Source organism: Piezobacter thermophilus, assembly GCF_055386745.1.
Genome location: NZ_AP042380.1, coordinates 816794 through 833815, shown reverse-complemented (window position 1 = coordinate 833815; position 17022 = coordinate 816794). Strand labels below are relative to the sequence as shown.

Here is a 17022-nt window from a genome sequence, read left to right as displayed (position 1 = left end):
GGCCCGTGCCCACCCCCAACCCGTCGCCCGACACGCTTGCCGACACCGGCCCCGCCGGGCGCAGGCGCCGGATCATCCGCCCCCTGGCCGACCTGCGCGCGGCACCGGACGGTCCGCGCGACAGGCAGCTGCTGTTCGGCGAAACGGTGACCGTGCAGCGCGAAAGCGACGGCTGGGCCTTCGTCCGGGCCTGCCGCGACGGCTACGAGGGCTGGCTGCGCAGCGACCTCCTCGGCCCGGAGCGCGCCGCCACCCACCAGGTCGTCGCGCGGGCCACACATCTCTATGACGCCCCGGACATGAAATCGCCCGAGCGCGCGGCGCTGTCCTTCGGCAGCCGTGTGACGGTGATGGCCGAACATGATGGCTTCCTCGAGACCCCCGAGGGCTTCGTGCCGCGCCCGCATCTTCAGGCGCTGGACAGGCCCCTGACCGATCCGGTCGAGGCCGCGGCCAGGCTTCTGGGCACGCCCTATCTGTGGGGCGGCAACAGCTGCTGGGGGATCGACTGTTCCGGCCTGGTGCAGGCGGCCCTGCTGGCCTGCGCCCGCCCCTGCCCCGGCGACAGTCACCAGCAGCAGGCCGCGCTGGGCACCAGCCTGCCAGAGGGGACCGAGCCGATCCGGGGCGACCTGCTGTTCTGGAAGGGGCATGTGGCAATTGTCGCCGGACCCGAACTGCTGCTGCATGCCAACGCCTTTCACATGGCCGTCACCTATGAACCGATGCGCAGCGCGCTGGCCCGGATCGCGCGCCAGGGCGACGGTCCGATCCTGGCGCACAAGCGGCTGTGACCTCCCCCCGGCGGGGCGGAAAATTGCCGCGCTTGGTGACACTGTCACCGACAGCGCCCGCGTCACCGCGCGACAAGGGGCAGTCACCCTAAACCCGAACGGAAAGGACATCTCATGTCGCACAACGAAGGAACCCTGGACCGCGTGATTCGCATCATTGTCGGGCTCGTACTGCTGTCGCTGGTCTTCGTCGGCCCGCAGACACCCTGGGGGTGGATCGGCCTGGTGCCGCTGGTCACCGGCCTGATCGGAACCTGCCCGATCTACAGCGTCCTCGGCATCCGCACCTGCAAGACCCGAAACTGACGCAGGCAGCGGGGGAACAGCAGAACCGGGCGGCCTGAAGGTGGCCGGCCCGGGCGTTGTCCTGTCTTCCCCGCGGCAGGCCGGGGGCGGCTCAGTCGTGCCGGATCATCGCACGCAGCCGCGCCCAGCCACCGGGGGATACCACCCAGGACAGCCCGTATCCGGTTACGAACCCGCCCAGATCGGCCACCCAGTCGCGGCTGCCCCCGAAGATCAGCCCGAACAGCAGCTGAATGCCCATCAAAAAGGCAATCAGCGTGAACGCCCGCATCTGGTTCGCCCCGATCCGTGCCAGCGAGAACTGCAGCAGCCAGGTGAAGGCCCCGATCAACCCGTAAACCGCCGGGAAACCTCCGATCAGCGGCATCGGATCGTTCAGCAGCACGGCATAGGCCAGCGCGCCGCCAATGGCCGAAACGAAGAACACCGCCAGCATGGCCAGAGCTCCGAAGGATTCGGCCACCATCTTTCCCATCGCCAGAAGGAACACGCCCACGAACAGCGCATGGGTGAACGAGGCATGCACGAAGGGATAGGTGACGAAACGCAGCACATGCTCGGCCGGCCAGCGCCCGTTCTCCCACATCCAGTCGAAGATCTCGCCGGAAAAGGCCCATGACTGGATCGCCGCCAGCCGCCAGCCCACCGCCTGCGCTCCGCCGACCAGCCCCCTTTCCCCAAGGGAAAATGCCGCCTCGATGCCGACGATGATCACGAAAAGCGCCACCACCACCGGAGGCAGCGGATTGACCGGGGCATGAAGGCCCTGCCTGTCGTCCTCGTCATTCATGCCTGTCACCTCCTGGCCTCCTGCGACGCACGCGCGTGCCCCGCGCCGGTTGACGATACCGGGCCCCATGGGTAAGCGACACGCGGCCATATTACCAGACGGGAGTTGCCGCCATGAGCGAAACCAGTTTCACGCCGCGGGTGTTCTCGGGCATCCAGCCCTCGGGCGGGCTGACGCTCGGCAACTATCTGGGCGCGATGAAACGCTTTGTGGACATGCAGGAAGAAGGTCGCTTCGAAACCATCTACTGCATGGTGGACCTGCACGCGATCACCGTCTGGCAGGACCCGACCGCCCTGGCACGCAACACGCGCGAACTCTGCGCGGGCTTCATCGCCGCCGGCATCGACCCGGAACGATCGATCCTGTTCAACCAGTCCCAGGTGCCCGAACACGCGCAGCTGGCCTGGATCTTCAACTGCGTGGCCCGCATGGGCTGGATGCAGCGCATGACCCAGTGGAAGGACAAGGCCGGCAAGAACCGCGAAAATGCCTCGCTGGGCCTGTTCGCCTATCCGGCGCTGATGGCCGCCGACATCCTGATCTACCACGCCACCCACGTCCCCGTGGGCGAGGACCAGAAGCAGCATGTAGAGCTGACCCGCGACATCGCCGCCAAGTTCAACCACGACTACAAGGTGGACTTCTTCCCGCTGTGCGAACCGGTGATCGAGGGCGCCGCAACCCGGGTGATGAGCCTGCGCGACGGCTCGAAGAAGATGTCCAAATCCGACCCCTCGGACATGAGCCGGATCAACATGACCGACGACGCCGACACCATCGCGAAAAAGATCCGCAAGGCGCGCACCGATCCAGACCCGCTCCCCTCGGAGGTCGATGGCCTGAAAGGCCGCCCCGAAGCGCGCAACCTCGTCAACATCTACGCCGCCCTCGACGACACCACCCCCGAAAAGGTGCTCGCCGAGATGGGCGGCAGGCAGTTTTCCGAATTCAAACCCATGCTCGCCGAACTCGCGGTTGCCAAACTTGCCCCGATCTCGGCGGAAATGGCCCGGCTGATGGCCGACCCGGCCGAGATCGACCGCATCCTGACCCGCGGTGCCGAACGCGCCCGCGCAATCACCGCGCCGATCCTGCGCCGCACCTACGACATCGTGGGCATGGTCGGTCCAGCTACCTGAAACCGACCCCTGCCCGAGCTGGACCTCACCCTGCCCCCCTTCCTCTTGCCCCAAATACTCCGGGGGTGAATGGCGTGCTCGCACGCCAGAGGGGGCTGAGCCCCCTCCCCCGCACCACCCACAGCCCGCCTCATGCGGCCGCGCAGGAAAGAGCCTCCCGCACGATTTCCTCGGCCACTTCCTCGGGGCCGACACTGCGACTCCTGGCCCGGTTCAGAATACGCTCCAGCGTCCGGTCCAGCGCCGCCAGCTTCTCGCTCACCCAGACCTCGCGATCCTCGATGCGCAAGATCTCGGTCGCCACATTGATGATCCCGCCACCATTGGCCACGAAATCCGGGGCATAAAGAATTCCGCGCGCATGCAGACGCGCCCCGTCGCCAGCCTGGGCCAGCTGGTTGTTGGCACCACCCGCCACCACCCGAGCCTGCAACCGGGGAATGGTACCGGCGTTCAGGATGCCACCAATCGCACAGGGGGCGAAGATATCTGCCTCGGCCGCCACGATCTCCGACGAAGAAACGACCTCGGCACCAAAGGCCGCACGCGCCCGCTCAGCCGGAGCAGACTCCACATCCGCCACGATCAGCCGCGCCCCGGCCCCATGCAGCAGCCCGCACAGATGCATCCCCACATGGCCCAGACCCTGAACCGCGACGACGCGGCCGCGCAGATCACTGCTGCCCAGCGCATGCCGCGACGTGGTGCGGATGGCGTTGAAAATGCCGCGCGCGGTCACCGGAGACGGATCGCCGCTGGCAAAAGGCCCGTCGGCCAGCCCGGCCACGTAACGGGTCTCGGCCCCGATCAGCCCCATGTCGGCCGGGGTCATCCCCATGTCCTCGGCGGTCCAGTAGCGCCCACCCAGCGACTCCACCACCCGGCCGAAGGCGGCCAGCAGCGCCGGCGACTTGTCGCGCGCCGGATCGCCCATGATCACCGCCTTGCCACCGCCCAGCGGCAGACCGGCCGCGGCGTTCTTGAACGTCATGCCCCGCGACAGGCGCAGCGCATCCTCCAGCGCCTCGCCCTCGCCATCATAGACACGCATCCTGACCCCTCCGGCCGCGGGGCCAAGCTGCGTCGAATGCAACGCCACGAATCCCCGCAATCCGCTGTCCGCATCCTCGAAACGGATCACCCGCTCGTGGCCAGGGGCATCGATTTCGTCAATCTTCATCACTCTCCTCCATGGTCGCGGCACGAGTTTGCCACGCGCAGAAGAGTGATTTTCACCAAGCTTGCCGTTCTTCGCGCCCAGCATTAGTGATATCATCTAAAATCTGATATGATTTTGGAGTCTATCTCCATGGACGCCATCGACCGCAGAATCGTCGCCGCGCTCCAGCGCGACGGACGCATGAAGATCACCGAGCTGGCACAGGCGGTCGGGCTGTCCCCCACCCCCTGCGCCCGCCGGCTGGAACGGCTGGAGCGGGAGGGGGTCATCACCGGCTATGCGGCCATCGTCGATGCCGCCAGGCTGGGGCTGCCGGTGACGATCTTCGTGTCGGTCGAGCTCGACCGACAGGACCGCGACGCCATCGGCGCCTTCGAACGCGCCATTCGCGACTGCAAGGAAGTGATGGAATGTCACCTGCTGACCGGATCGCGCGACATACTTCTTCGCGTGGTGGCGGCGGATCTGGCCGCCTTCGACGCCTTTCTGGAAAACCGCCTGATGCGCATCCCCGGAATCAGCCGGCTGCGCTCGAATTTCGCGCTGCGCACCATGCTGCGGCGGGACGTGCTGCCGATGCCCGACTGACCGCCCCACACGGCCCGGCAGATGCAGAACATGTCTGGACTTCTGACCCATTCCGGCCTTACCCTGCCCCGGTCATCACGGGAGGCACACACAATGGCGACCGGCACCAATATCCGCACCTGGTTCGACGGCAAGTGGCACGACGGAGACGTGCCGATCATGCGCGCGGCCGATCACGGCGCCTGGCTGGGATCGGGCGTGTTCGACGGGGCGCGGTATTTCGACGGGCTTGTCCCGGACCTGGACAAGCACTGCGCGCGGGTCAACAACTCGGCCGAGGCGCTGATGCTGACACCCACCGTCTCGGTCGAAGAGATGGTCGGCATCATCCACGAAGGCCTTGCCGCCTATCCGCGCGATGCGGCCGTCTATATCCGGCCCATGTACTGGGGCATCAATGGCGACCGTTCGGCAATCGTGCCGGACGGGGGCGAAACCGGCTTTGCCATCTGCCTCGAGGAAATTCCCATGGCCCCCGCCGACGCCTCGGTGACCCTGACCCGGACCCGGTTCCGCCGCCCCGTGCTGGAAAACGCGGTGGTCAATGCCAAGGCCGGCTGCCTCTACCCCAACAACGCCCGCATGCTGGTCGAGGCCCGCGCCAAGGGATTCACCAACGCGCTGGTGGCCGATGCCATGGGCAACGTGGCCGAAACCGCCACCGCCAACATCTTCATGGTGCGCGACGGCGTGGCCTTCACCCCGATCCCCAACGGCACCTTCCTGGCCGGCATCACCCGCGCCCGGCACATCGCCAACATGCGCGCCGACGGCATCGAGGTGGTGGAAAAGGTGCTGACCTTCGAGGATTTCGAGGCCGCCGACGAAATGTTCATGTCCGGCAACATGTCCAAGGTCACCCCGGTCACCGCCTTCGAGGAACGGCGCTACCAGATCGGCCCGATCACCCGCCGGGTGCGCGAACTCTACTGGGACTGGGCCGCCTCCACCCGCTGAAGCCACGCAAATGACGCGTTGCCTGACCGCAGGTCCTGGTGCATGATCCCCGCAAAAGGGAACGAATTACCATGCGCAAATTCCTTGTGGTTCTGGACAACAGCACCGAGTGCCTGAACGCCATGCGCTTCGCGGCGATGCGCGCCGCGCATACCGGCGGGGGCGTCACCATCCTGGCCATCATCCCGCCCGAAGAGTTCAATCACTGGCTGGGCGTGGGCGAGGTGATGCGCGAAGAGGCGCGCGAGCGGATCCACGCGCATTTCGAGGTGTTTGCCAAGTGGATGCGCGACAAGCAGGGGGTGGACCCCGAGCTGGTGATCCGCGAAGGCGAAGCGGTGCCCGAGATCCTCGGCCAGATCAAGGACGACCCGGAAATCGGCGTGCTGGTTCTGGGCGCAGGCACGGACAAGAGCGGGCCGGGACCGCTGGTGACCCAGCTCAGCCGTGCCTCGGGGACGCTGCCGATCCCGATCACGCTGGTGCCCGGGCACCTCAGTAAGGAACGGCTGGAGGCCATCACCTGACCACCTGCGGGTCACGCCACCGCCCCCCCACGGCGCATGCCGAAAAAGTCGGGAAATTCCGCCATCCGCCCTTGAAGCTATAGTGACTATAGCTCCTATCTTCCGCGCAATCGGATGATTCGCGCGAGGAGATCATGAATGGCGCATGATGGGCACCGGCACGAGGCCACGGATGGGCATGGGCATGACCACGGGCACGACCACGGGGCGGGCGGCGGCTGCTGCGGGGGCGGCGACGGCGCCATGTGCGGCGACATCGGTCCTGTCGGCAACGTCGATGCACAGGGGCGCAGCTTTCGCGTCAACGGGCTGGACTGCGCCGAGGAAGTCGCGATCCTGAGCAAGGTTCTGGGCCCCGAGCTGGGCGGCACCGAACATCTGGCCTTCGACGTGATCAACGGCCGGATGACGGTGCTGGACACGGCCGGGTCCATCGGCGACGACAAGATCATCAAGCTGGTGGCCTCCACCGGCATGAGCGCCAGGCCGTGGGATGCAGATTCCGCCGAGGCCGACCGCGCGGCACATCTGCGCCGGCAGGGCCGCTTCACCGCCGTGTCGGGCGGGTTCTGGGGGCTGGGCCTGCTGTGGCACATCCAGGAAAACGGCCTGTCCGGGGCAATACGGCTGTTTGCCGGCCACGGACAGGCCCCGATGCCCCTGCCCGAGGCAGTTCTTTTCCTGGCTGCGATCATTGCCGGGGTCTGGCTGGTGGCGCCCAAGGCGTGGTCCTCGGCACGCCGCCTGTCGCCGGACATGAACCTTCTGATGATCATTGCCGTGACCGGCGCCATCTGGCTGGGCGAATATTTCGAGGCCGCCACCGTGGCCTTCTTCTTCGCGCTGTCGCTGTATCTGGAAAGCTGGAGCGTGGGCCGGGCCCGCAACGCGGTTGCCGCGCTTCTGGACCTGGCGCCGCCGGTGGCGCGGATCATCCGCGAAGATGGCTCCGAAGAGGAGGTTCCGGCGGCTTCGGTCACGGTTGGCACCCGCTTCGTCGTGCGCGGCGGCGACCGGATCCCGCTGGACGGCGAGGTGGTCGAAGGCGTGGGCAGCGTCAACCAGGCGCCGATCACCGGGGAAAGCGCCGAAGTGCCCAAAGAGCCGGGCGACGAGGTCTATGCCGGCACCATCAACGGCGTCGGCACCCTGGTGATCCGCGCCACGAAGCCGGCCACGGATACGGTTCTTGCACGCATCATCCGCATGGTTGGCGATGCCCATTCCCGGCGCGCCAATGTCGAACAATGGGTGGCGAAATTCGCCCGCATCTATACGCCCATCGTGATGATCGCGGCCATCGCGCTGGCGGTGCTGCCGCCACTTCTGGCCGGCGGTGCGTGGGATTACTGGTTCTACAACGCGCTGGTGCTGCTGGTCATCGCCTGTCCCTGTGCGCTGGTCATCTCGACCCCGGTGTCGATCGTGGCGGCGCTGGCCTCCTCGGCCCGGCACGGGGTGCTGATCAAGGGCGGCGCCTATGTCGAGGCCCCGGCCAGAATCACGGCGCTGGCCATGGACAAGACCGGCACCATCACCGAGGGCGAACCCGAGGTCGCGTCCCTCCACCCGCTGGGCGAGAGCTCGGAGGAAGAACTGCTGCGCGTGGCGGCGGCGCTTGAATCGCGTTCGTCCCACCCGCTGGCACGGGCGATCCTGGCGCGCGCCAAGGTCGGCGGGCTGGAGGTGGCCGCGGCGGACGAAACCGAAATCGTGCCGGGGCGCGGCGTGCAGGGGCGGATCGACGGGCGCGCAGTATGGCTGGGATCGGACCGTTTCGCGGCCGAAAGGGGCCTCGCCGCACAGATGCCGGAAGAGCTGCGCGAGCGCATCGAAGGCGCAGGCAGCACGCTGGTGGCGGTGGGCGATGGGGAGCGCCTGCTGGGCGTACTGGAGCTGCGCGACCGGATCCGCCCCGATGCGCGCGGGATTGTGGCGCGGCTGCACGATCAGGGCGTGCGCACCATCGTGATGCTGACTGGCGACAATGCCCGCACCGCGCAGGCGGTCGCCCGCGCGGTCGGGATCGACGAGGTGCGCGCCGAGCTTCTGCCCGAGCAGAAGGTCGAGGCCATCGAAGAGCTGGTCGCCAGCCACGACATGGTGGCGATGGTGGGCGACGGGGTGAACGATGCCCCGGCCATGGCGCGGGCGCATCTGGGCATCGCCATGGGCGCGATCGGCTCGGACGCGGCGGTGGAAACGGCCGATATCGCGCTGATGACCGACGATATCGGCAAGCTGCCCTGGCTGATCGGCCATTCCCGCCGGACGCTGGCGATCATCCGCCAGAACATCGCCTTCTCGCTGGGGGTGAAGGCGCTGTTCTTCGGTCTCACCGCCTTCGGCATGGCCAGCATGTGGGGGGCGATCGCCGCCGATGTGGGGGTATCGCTGCTGGTGGTGATGAACGCGCTGAGGCTGCTTGACGGCAAGGCCGAGGGCGCCGCGCCCGGCGGCGGAGAGCCAGCCCGCCGCCCTGCCCCCGCCAAGGAGGCGCTGGCACCGGGGCAGTGACCCCGGCACAGCCGGGCGAGCTGCACAAGGCGAAGACACGCCCGCGGGCGGACCGGAGCCGGAGCCGCGACACCACCCCCCCCGTCCTTCCTCTTGCACCAAATACTCCGGGGGTGAACGGGCCGCAGGCCCGGAGGGGGCAGCGCCCCCTCCCCGCCCCCTAGCTCGCCGCGAACCAGGCCAGCCCCCCACTCCACAGCACGTAATCCGCGATCAGCGCCACGAAATGCAGGAACAGATAGCTGAGCGACTGCCGGAAATAGCGTTTTTCGGCGGCGAATTCGTCCGCCTTCGCCGTTGCATCGTCACGCCGCATCAGCATCCACGCCCCCAGCACGAAGCGCAGGTTGAGCACCCCCGCGGCCGCCAGATAGACCGGCCCGGCGCTGCCCCAGGCAACCGGCAGGAACGCGGTCACCGCCAGCAGGCAGGCGTAGATGAAGATCTGCCGCCGGGTGGCCGGGTGGCCGTGGGTCACGGTCAGCATGGGCACGCCGGCGCGGGAATAGTCATCCTTCATGAACAGCGCCAGCGACCAGAAATGCGGTGGCGTCCACATGAAGATCAGCAGGAACATGAACACGCTTTCCGGCGCGATGCTGCCGGTCGCCGCCGCCCAGCCGATCATCGGCGGCAACGCGCCCGATGCCCCTCCGATGACGATGTTCTGCGGCGTCCGGCGCTTCAGCCAGATCGAGTAGATCACCACGTAGAACAGGATCGTGAAGGCCAGCAGCGCCGCCGCCAGCCAGTTGGCAACCAGCCCCAGCGCTATGACGGAAAATGCCGACAGGGCCAGGCCGAAATTCAGCGTCGCCTGCCGCGAAATCCGGCCCGAAGGGATCGGCCGGTTGCGGGTGCGCTTCATCAGGATGTCGATATCGGCATCCCACCACATGTTCAGCGCCCCCGCCGCCCCGCCACCCAGCGCGATCAGCAGGATCGAAAGAAGGCTGGGCCAGAACTGCAATGGTGCGGGCGCGACGATGTATCCGGTCGCCGCCGTGAACACCACCAGCGCCATGACCCGCGGCTTCAGCAGCAGGACCCAGGTCCGCAGCGTCGGCCGCGCGGGCGGAGCAGGGGCGCGGGCTCCGGTCAGGATTGTCGTGTCGGTCATCGGTATATTCACCTCTTGCGTGCCGGTGCGGGCCGCAGCGCCCGTGCAGGCGCTCCGGCCCGGTATCGGTCACATCTTCATCGCCATGCCTTCGGTGGCCATCTGGCCCATCATCCCCATCTGCATGTGATAGGGCAGCATGCACATGAACATCCACGAACCGGGCTCTTCGACCTCCATCACGAAGGAGAACTCGCCCCCCGGCAGCACCAGGGCCCGCTCGTAGAGCGCCTCGTGTTCGTAGAGGTTCCAGTCGGCCCGGATCGCCCGGTAGGTCACCGCGTTCATCAGCGGCGGCGACATGAACATGAATTCATGCGGGATCTGGCCGCCGTTCTTGACCGTGAACTTGATGCGCTCGCCGGGTTTGACGTCGATCATCATGTCCGAGAATTTCCACTCCGACATGGTCAGGGTGATTTCCCGGTCATAGGCGCCATCGGGCATGAACAGAAGGCCGCCTTCGGCCTCTGCCTTTTCCAGATGGGCCCCGGCCTTCGGACCGGTGGCGGACTCGTCCATCTTCATGCCGCCGGACTGATCCCCCTGCGCCATCTGCATCGTCCCTCCGTCAGACCCCTGTTCCATCTTCATGGAACCGTCAGAGCCCTGCTCCATCTTCATGGAGCCATCGGAGCCTTCGCCCATTTTCATGGAGCTGTCCGAACCCTGATCCATCTTCATGCCGCCCATGTCCATGCCACCCATCATCTTCTCATAGGCAGCCATGGCGATTTTCAGCTGCTCTTCGTCGGATTCGGGCACCTCGAAGACATGCATTTCCTCGACCGCCTCATCCTCCTCCAGGTTGACCTCCTCGGGCAGGACGCCCTGCTCGCGGAACTCGGTCACCAGGCTCTTGGGCGGTGGCAGCTGGCCGATCGGCCCCACCCCCAGCGTGGTCAGCCAGGCGACAAGAAGGCCGCCGACGATTCCCAACAGAACAAATCCTCTGATCATGATTCCTGTCTCCTCATTCTGCCGGTTGCGCGGCGGCTTCGCCGGGGGCCGGATCGGTTTCCACGGCCCACGGGTCTTCCGGGGCCTCGGTGCCGTAACGGGCGCTCCAGGCGATGTTGACGATGAAGGCGATGAAGCCCAGGCCGATCAGGAATCCGCCGATGGTGATCGCCAACTGCGCACCCGGCCAACCCGAGATCGGAAGGTAGTCATAGACCCAGCGCGGGAAGTAGAGATACCCCGCCACGCCCATGCCGGTGACCTTGGTGAACAGGCCTACCTGCCACAGCCAGAAATGCCAGTTGGCCAGGCGCTGGTTGAACATCCTGCCCGTGAAATACGGATACAGATAGTAGAACCCGGCAATGGCCATCTGCCCGGTGAAGCCGAAGAACATGGCGTGGAAATGCGCCGGGATCCAGTAGCTGTTGTGGATGAAGTCGCTGTCGGGCGCGATCTGCGCGTTCAGGAACGCCGTCGCCCCGCCATAGACGATGAAGGCGATCGAGAAGATCATGAACTTGAACGGGATCGCCCGCCGCGCGCTGTCCGGGATCGGCGCCATGAACAGCGTCGAGATCCAGTTGAACACGTGCAGCACCGACGGGATGAAGACCAGCATCGTCAGGATCTGCACGAAGCGCTGATAATCCCCCGACACGGTATAGACCGGCTGGAAGTGGTGCGGCCCGATCGGCATGGCGCCCAGCGCCAGCAGGATGAAGGCCACCACGCCGGACCAGTAGCTCCACATGGGGTGGCCCAGAAAACGCGGCATGATCGTGTAGATGATCGCGATTGCCGGCACGAAGGGCAGGTAGACTGCCGGGTGGCCATAGGTCCAGAACACGTACAGGAAGAACTGGACGCTGCCGCCGCGCGAGGGATCGAAGAACGCCGTCTGCGTCCACCGCAGCCCGTCGGCCAGCAGCCCGAAGCCGGCAAAGCCCAGCGGGATGACCGAGATCATGAACAGCAGCCCGATGGTGCCCGCGGCCCATGCCATGAGCGGCGTCTTCGCGAAGCCGCCCTTCCAGGAAATCGCGTTGCGGAACAGCACCGCGCCGGCCAGGAATTCCGAGATCGCCACCAGGATGATCGCCAGATGCCCCATCCAGATCAGCGGATTGCCGGTTCGGAAGGACATCGGCGCATAGGCCGTCCAGGTGAAGTCGGGCCGGCCGATCACCAGCAGCACCGCAGCGACGATCAGAACCCAGTAGCTGGCCTGTGCCGCACCTGTCCACAACAGCCGGTCATTACCCAGAACCTTGGGCAGCATGAAGTAGTTGATCGACACCACGAACGGGATCAGGAAGCCGAACACCATGACCATGCCATGCAGGGTCATCAGCGTCATGTAGACCCGCGCGCCATTCGATTCCCCCAGAACCTGAACGCCGGGAAATGCCAGCTCCGATCGGAATACCAGCGCGAAGAATCCGCCCAGCGCCAGCATGATCAGCGAGGTGAACATGCCCTTGAGCGCGATGTGCCGGTAGTCGTTCGAGAACATCAGTTCCTTGAACGAAACCTTCCCAACAAGGTTTTCCGGTTTCCAGTGCGCCGGGTTGCCCCGGACCACGTTGTCTCCAGCCATCAGATATTCCCCCCTGTCACGGCGATCGAGGCCGTCTTTTCCTCATCTTCGACAACCAGCCAGGCCTTCATCTGGGCATGGCCGACGCCGCAGTAATTGACGCATTGAATCAGGTACTTGCCCGGCTCGTCCGGAGCCTTGATCCACACTTCGCGCTTGCTGTCGGGATCGATTTCTGCGGTGATCTGCGCCACCGGGATGTTGAACCCGTGGATCACGTCGTTGCTGACGATCTTGAACAGGACCTTTTCACCCGGCTTGACGATCGCTGCGTTGCGGGCAATTTCCCCGTTTTCGTTGATGAAGGCGAACCCCCACTGAAAGGCAATCACGCTGTAGACCCGGTCGAAGGCTTCTTCGCCGGCGCCGTCATAGTTGCCGGACACCTTCTTCACGTCCGAATTCAGGTTCTGCTGGTAGGCGGTGTAGGTATTGGTGCTGAGCCGGTCCGCATACCAGACCAGCCCCAGCATCACCGCGACGAACGCGAATTCGAAGGTGTAAGTCGGCTTCCAGCGCCGTTTCATGAGGACGGCGGCCAGCAACATCACCATCCCCAATACGGTGAATGATGCCGTTATCGCCATCATGATTGCTTGGGGGCCCCATATTCCCAGTGCATTTTCCATTCTGATCTCCTCCCCGATGGCAGAGGTGCCGCGCACCATCCGCATCAGGACTTCCCTGTCGGTTGAATGACGCTGATGTGCGTCCGGACATGCGCCCGGCCGAGGCGGGGCGCGCCGGCGCCGGCTCCCGTCTTCGGGAGGGACGGCGCCTATGTTTCAGCTTCGTGGTGGCTGAAATCTGGTATCGGGCGGCGATGGCCAGTGGCGGCTGATCTCGGCCCGGCGAACCGGCCGGGTGCCGCTTTCGAACGGAAGCGGCTCGACCGAGCTCACGGCCGCATCGCAGGCGCAGCAGGTGCCGCCCGCCTGAAGCATAAGGAGTTTCTCGACAAGAAGACCGCCGGCGTTTTCGGCGCAATAGGCCGTTTCCGTCGGATCGCGACGCACATGAACGGCATTCACGTCTTCGGGACCGTGCCCGCCAGGCAGGTCCGCCCACCCCATGGTCGCCGTGGCGACGGTGAGAAACAGCATCAGACCAAAGCTGACGCCCTTATGGAGCAGCGAATTCATTAATCGCTATGTAACATTTAAAATTCCAGCCCGCAACTATCGTCTTATCAAGTCCCGATTTGAGAAACATTCTTCCCCTCAACCGCCGAATTCGGCCACGGAATTTCTCTGATCCTTGCCGGATGCGGCGCGACGGCGCACCCGCCCGGGGGAAATGCGCCTTGACCCGCACTTAATGATATAACTATATGTCATTAGGACATTCTGCCGCCACTGCTCCGGAGGAAACGATGGCAACGGCCGGATCCGGCAACGCTGCATCCCTTGCATCGCTGATCGACGAACGTCTGCCGACGCCGCTCTATCACCAGGTTTACCTGGTGCTGCGGAACAAGATCCTGTCGGGCGCCTACGCCTTCGAGGAAACGCTGCCCGGGGAACAGGAAACCATGGAGCTGTTCGGGGTTTCGCGAATCACCGCCAAGCGCGCGCTCGACGAACTTGCCGAGGACGGCTTCGTAAAGCGCGAGCGCGGCCGCGGCACCAAGGTCATCTACCGCGCCCCGACCCCGCCGGTCGAAGCCAGCATCGAGGGCCTGCTGGAAAACATCCTTGCCATGGGCCTGGAAACGCAGGTCGACCTGCTGGAATTCGGCTATGTGCAACCCGATGCCGAGGTCGCCGCGCTGCTGCGCTGCAAGCCCGGCGCCCCGGTCCAGCGCGCAATCCGCATCCGGCGCATCGAGGACGAACCGTTTTCCCACCTGACGACCTACGTGCCCGAGGACATCGGCCGCACCTTCGGTCGCGAGGACCTGGCCTCGCGGCCCATGCTGGCACTGCTGGAACGCAGCGGCATAGTGATCGGTCGCGCCGAACAGACCATTTCCGCGACCCTTGCCGATGCCCTCGTGGCGCGCACGCTCGATGTTCAGCTCGGGTCGCCGCTGCTCAGCATCCGGCGCATCGTCTTTTCGCGGGACGAAAGACCTGTCGAATACATTTCCGCGCTCTACCGCCCCGATCGCTACCAGTACCGGATGAACCTCACCCGGGTCGGCGAGGATGGCAGGCGATCGTGGTCGATGGACGGAACGTGAGGGGAAACGACAAGAACCGGCACATCAATCATGGGAGGATGGAGATGGCCAAGGATATCACGACAACGACAAGACGGACATTCATCAGGAATGCCGCCGGCGGCGCCGTCGCGGTCGGGGCGCTGGGCCTGCCGATGGTGGCGCGGGCCGCCGCCGCGGTGAAGGTGGGGATCGTGCACCCGGTTACCGGCTGGGCGCAGTATTCCGGCAGCCAGTGCCGGGCCGGCGCGATGATGGCGGTCGATGAAATCAACGCCGCCGGCGGCATCAGGTCGCTTGGCGGCGCGATGATCGAACCCGTCCTGGGCGACGCCCAATCCAAGCCCGAGGTCGGCGCGGCCGAGGTCGAGAAGATGGCCGAGGCCGGCGTGTCCGCGATCGTCGGGGCCTATGCGTCGAACATCAGCCTCGCCACCACGCAGGCGGCGGCGAAATACGGCATCCCGCACGTGGTCGATGTGGGTGTGAGCGACAAGATCGTCAGCCGCGGACTGACCAACACCTTCCGGTTCGGCCCCGGTTTCGGGGCGATCACCAAGACCGGCGTCGCCAGTTTTCTGGCCATCAACGAAGCCGCCGGCAGCCCCACCAGGACCGTGGCCATCGTCAACGAAGAGACCACCGGCTTCGGCGCGGGCATCGCGGGGATCATGACCAAGGGGCTGGAGCCTGCCGGGATCGAGGTGGTCGAGGTGCTCTCGCACCCCACGCCCAACAAGGATTTCCGCAACATCGTGCTGAAGCTGAAGGAGATCGACCCGGACGTGGTGATCCCCTCGCATTACTACAACGAAGGCGTGCTGTTCCTTCGCACCCTGCAGCGCCAGAAGGTGACACCGAAGGCAATCTACTCGGTTCTGGGCGGGGCATCGTCGCAATACCGCTTCCTGGCCGAATTCCCCGACGCGGCGCAATACGTGATGGACTGCAACCACTGGTTCGACCCGAAAAACCCCGCCGCCCTGGCACTGAAGAAGAAGACTGAGGATGCAGGCCTGTTCTACAGCTACGAGGTGTTCCTGGCCTACACGGCAATGATGTTCACCGCGGACGCGATGGAGCGTGCGGGATCCGCCGACCGCGAGGCGATCACCGAGGCGATGGCGTCGAGCACCTGGTCGGGATCGATCATGCCCTACGGCCCGACGAAGATGGAGAACGGCCAGAACACCGGTGCGCGGCCGCTGGTCATGCAGGTGCAGGGCGACAGGATCAACGTGATCCACCCCGCCGAATACGCCGAGGCAGAGGCCATTTTCCCGCGCCCGATGTAGGGACCCACGCTTTCCGCGCCGCCGGCCGCGTCCGGCACACCACTCACGGGGCCGGGATGTCCGGCGGGGGTGCGCCCCTGCCGGACGGTTCCGGGGCGGCCGGCGCGGAAAGGCAGATGACACGACCGGGGCCGCACAGGCAGCGGATGGACCGGGCAGGCATGGCGAGAGGACATGGAGTTTTTCGGACTGACACTTCCCTCCTACGGCTGGGAGACGGTTCTGGGATCGGCCGTGAGCGGCGTTTTCCTGGGCGCGATATACGCCCTGGTGGCGCTGGGGCTGACGCTGATCTACGGCGTGCTGCACATCATCAACTTCGCCCACGGGGCGCTGCTGATGCTGGGCATGTACGGCGTCTTCTTCCTCTGGAAACTGGCCGGGATCGATCCCTATCTGGCCATGCTGATCGTGGTGCCCGGCGGCTTCGCCTTCGGCTATCTGCTGCAGCGGTTCGTCATCGGCAAGGCCAGCCACGGCCGCGACGAGATCATCCTTCTGGTGACGCTGGGCCTTTCGATCGTCATCGAGAACGGCGCGCTGTTCTTCTTCTCGGCGACCGAGCGTTCGGTCCTGGTGCCCTATGATCTCGACGGGATCGACCTGGGCGTGACCTACGCCGTCTGGCCCGAGATCGCGGCGCTGGCGGGATCGCTGGCGATCACCGGGGCGCTGTGGGTGTTCATGATGCGAACCGATACCGGCCGGGCGATCCGTGCGGTGGCACAGGAACGCCGCGGCGCGCAGCTGGTCGGGATCAACGTGGATCACATCTTCGCCGTCACCTTCGGCCTCGGCACCGCCATCGTCGCCGCCGCCGCCAGCCTGCTGGCGCCGACCTACCCGGTGCATCCGCAGATCGGCAACCTGTTCGTGCTGATCGCCTTCACCGTGGTGGTCCTCGGCGGCATGGGCAGCTTCGTCGGCGCGCTGGTAGGCGGGTTCCTGATCGGGGTCACCGAACAGCTGGGCCGGCTCTACATGGGCGAAAGCCTGGGCGTCATCACCGTCTCGGTGATCTTCATCCTGGTCCTGCTGCTGCGTCCGACCGGGCTTTTCGGGCAACGCTCGGGTCAGGGGTAAGG

General features: G+C 65.8%; 17 protein-coding genes. 10 read left to right on the top strand and 7 right to left on the bottom strand.

Annotation, left to right across the window (positions count from 1 at the left end):
- Positions 1-5 precede the first annotated feature (5 nt).
- Both ACZ5CM_RS03935 and ACZ5CM_RS03930 read left to right on the top strand, forming a co-directional pair.
- Positions 6-794: a C40 family peptidase gene (locus ACZ5CM_RS03935; RefSeq protein ID WP_464641421.1), complete on the top strand. Its 789-nt coding sequence runs from the start codon at positions 6-8 to the stop codon at positions 792-794.
- 114 nt (positions 795-908) lie between these two features.
- On the top strand, positions 909-1100 hold the full coding sequence (locus ACZ5CM_RS03930) for a YgaP family membrane protein (protein WP_464641420.1): 192 nt from the start codon (positions 909-911) through the stop codon (positions 1098-1100).
- A 91-nt stretch (positions 1101-1191) separates the two neighbouring features.
- On the opposite strand, the gene ACZ5CM_RS03925 is transcribed toward ACZ5CM_RS03930, so the two are convergent.
- Positions 1192-1890 carry a rhomboid family intramembrane serine protease gene (locus ACZ5CM_RS03925; RefSeq protein WP_464641419.1) on the bottom strand — a complete coding sequence of 233 codons (699 nt, stop codon included), beginning with the start codon at positions 1888-1890 and terminating at the stop codon, positions 1192-1194.
- 113 nt (positions 1891-2003) lie between these two features.
- On the opposite strand from ACZ5CM_RS03925, the gene trpS reads away from it, so the two are divergent.
- The gene (gene trpS / locus ACZ5CM_RS03920) at positions 2004-3032 is read left to right on the top strand and encodes a tryptophan--tRNA ligase (protein ID WP_464641418.1); all 1029 of its coding nucleotides are present in this window, start codon (positions 2004-2006) and stop codon (positions 3030-3032) included.
- Between the two features lie 130 nt (positions 3033-3162).
- Here the strand turns inward: trpS and ACZ5CM_RS03915 are convergent, their stop codons facing one another.
- Positions 3163-4212, bottom strand: coding sequence for a Leu/Phe/Val dehydrogenase (locus tag ACZ5CM_RS03915; RefSeq protein WP_464641417.1), 1050 nt, complete (start codon positions 4210-4212; stop codon positions 3163-3165).
- Positions 4213-4341: 129 nt separating this feature from the next.
- On the opposite strand from ACZ5CM_RS03915, the gene ACZ5CM_RS03910 reads away from it, so the two are divergent.
- The 4 genes from ACZ5CM_RS03910 (at position 4342) to ACZ5CM_RS03895 (ending at position 8801) form a co-directional block, all read left to right on the top strand.
- Entirely contained in the window at positions 4342-4800 is a 459-nt protein-coding gene (locus ACZ5CM_RS03910) for an Lrp/AsnC family transcriptional regulator (RefSeq protein WP_464641416.1), read from the top strand.
- A gap of 93 nt (positions 4801-4893) precedes the next feature.
- The gene (locus tag ACZ5CM_RS03905; RefSeq protein WP_464641415.1) at positions 4894-5757 is read left to right on the top strand and encodes a branched-chain amino acid aminotransferase; all 864 of its coding nucleotides are present in this window, start codon (positions 4894-4896) and stop codon (positions 5755-5757) included.
- Between the two features lie 71 nt (positions 5758-5828).
- Positions 5829-6284 carry a universal stress protein gene (locus tag ACZ5CM_RS03900; RefSeq protein ID WP_464641414.1) on the top strand — a complete coding sequence of 152 codons (456 nt, stop codon included), beginning with the start codon at positions 5829-5831 and terminating at the stop codon, positions 6282-6284.
- A 138-nt stretch (positions 6285-6422) separates the two neighbouring features.
- Complete coding sequence (locus ACZ5CM_RS03895) at positions 6423-8801, top strand: heavy metal translocating P-type ATPase (protein WP_464641413.1); 2379 nt, start codon at positions 6423-6425, stop codon at positions 8799-8801.
- 160 nt (positions 8802-8961) lie between these two features.
- On the opposite strand, the gene cyoE is transcribed toward ACZ5CM_RS03895, so the two are convergent.
- The 5 genes from cyoE to ACZ5CM_RS03870 form a co-directional block, all read right to left on the bottom strand.
- On the bottom strand, positions 8962-9903 hold the full coding sequence (cyoE, locus tag ACZ5CM_RS03890) for a heme o synthase (protein WP_464642474.1): 942 nt from the start codon (positions 9901-9903) through the stop codon (positions 8962-8964).
- 87 nt (positions 9904-9990) lie between these two features.
- A complete protein-coding gene (locus ACZ5CM_RS03885; protein WP_464641412.1) occupies positions 9991-10881 on the bottom strand; it encodes a multicopper oxidase domain-containing protein in 891 nt (296 codons plus the stop codon).
- A gap of 13 nt (positions 10882-10894) precedes the next feature.
- Positions 10895-12481 (bottom strand): cytochrome c oxidase subunit I, encoded by a 1587-nt coding sequence (locus tag ACZ5CM_RS03880; protein ID WP_464641411.1) that lies wholly within the window; start codon positions 12479-12481, stop codon positions 10895-10897.
- Entirely contained in the window at positions 12481-13155 is a 675-nt protein-coding gene (locus tag ACZ5CM_RS03875; protein ID WP_464641410.1) for a cytochrome c oxidase subunit II, read from the bottom strand. Before ACZ5CM_RS03875 ends, ACZ5CM_RS03880 begins: the two co-directional genes overlap by 1 nt.
- 111 nt (positions 13156-13266) lie before the next feature.
- The gene (locus ACZ5CM_RS03870) at positions 13267-13623 is read right to left on the bottom strand and encodes a hypothetical protein (protein WP_464641409.1); all 357 of its coding nucleotides are present in this window, start codon (positions 13621-13623) and stop codon (positions 13267-13269) included.
- Positions 13624-13853: 230 nt separating this feature from the next.
- Here ACZ5CM_RS03870 and ACZ5CM_RS03865 point away from each other — a divergent pair, with 230 nt between their 5' ends.
- From ACZ5CM_RS03865 to ACZ5CM_RS03855, 3 genes are all read left to right on the top strand, one after another.
- Positions 13854-14663 (top strand): GntR family transcriptional regulator, encoded by an 810-nt coding sequence (locus ACZ5CM_RS03865; protein WP_464641408.1) that lies wholly within the window; start codon positions 13854-13856, stop codon positions 14661-14663.
- A gap of 44 nt (positions 14664-14707) precedes the next feature.
- Positions 14708-15937 (top strand): ABC transporter substrate-binding protein, encoded by a 1230-nt coding sequence (locus ACZ5CM_RS03860; RefSeq protein WP_464641407.1) that lies wholly within the window; start codon positions 14708-14710, stop codon positions 15935-15937.
- 174 nt (positions 15938-16111) lie between these two features.
- Positions 16112-17020 (top strand): branched-chain amino acid ABC transporter permease, encoded by a 909-nt coding sequence (locus tag ACZ5CM_RS03855; RefSeq protein ID WP_464641406.1) that lies wholly within the window; start codon positions 16112-16114, stop codon positions 17018-17020.
- Positions 17021-17022: the final 2 nt, after the last annotated feature.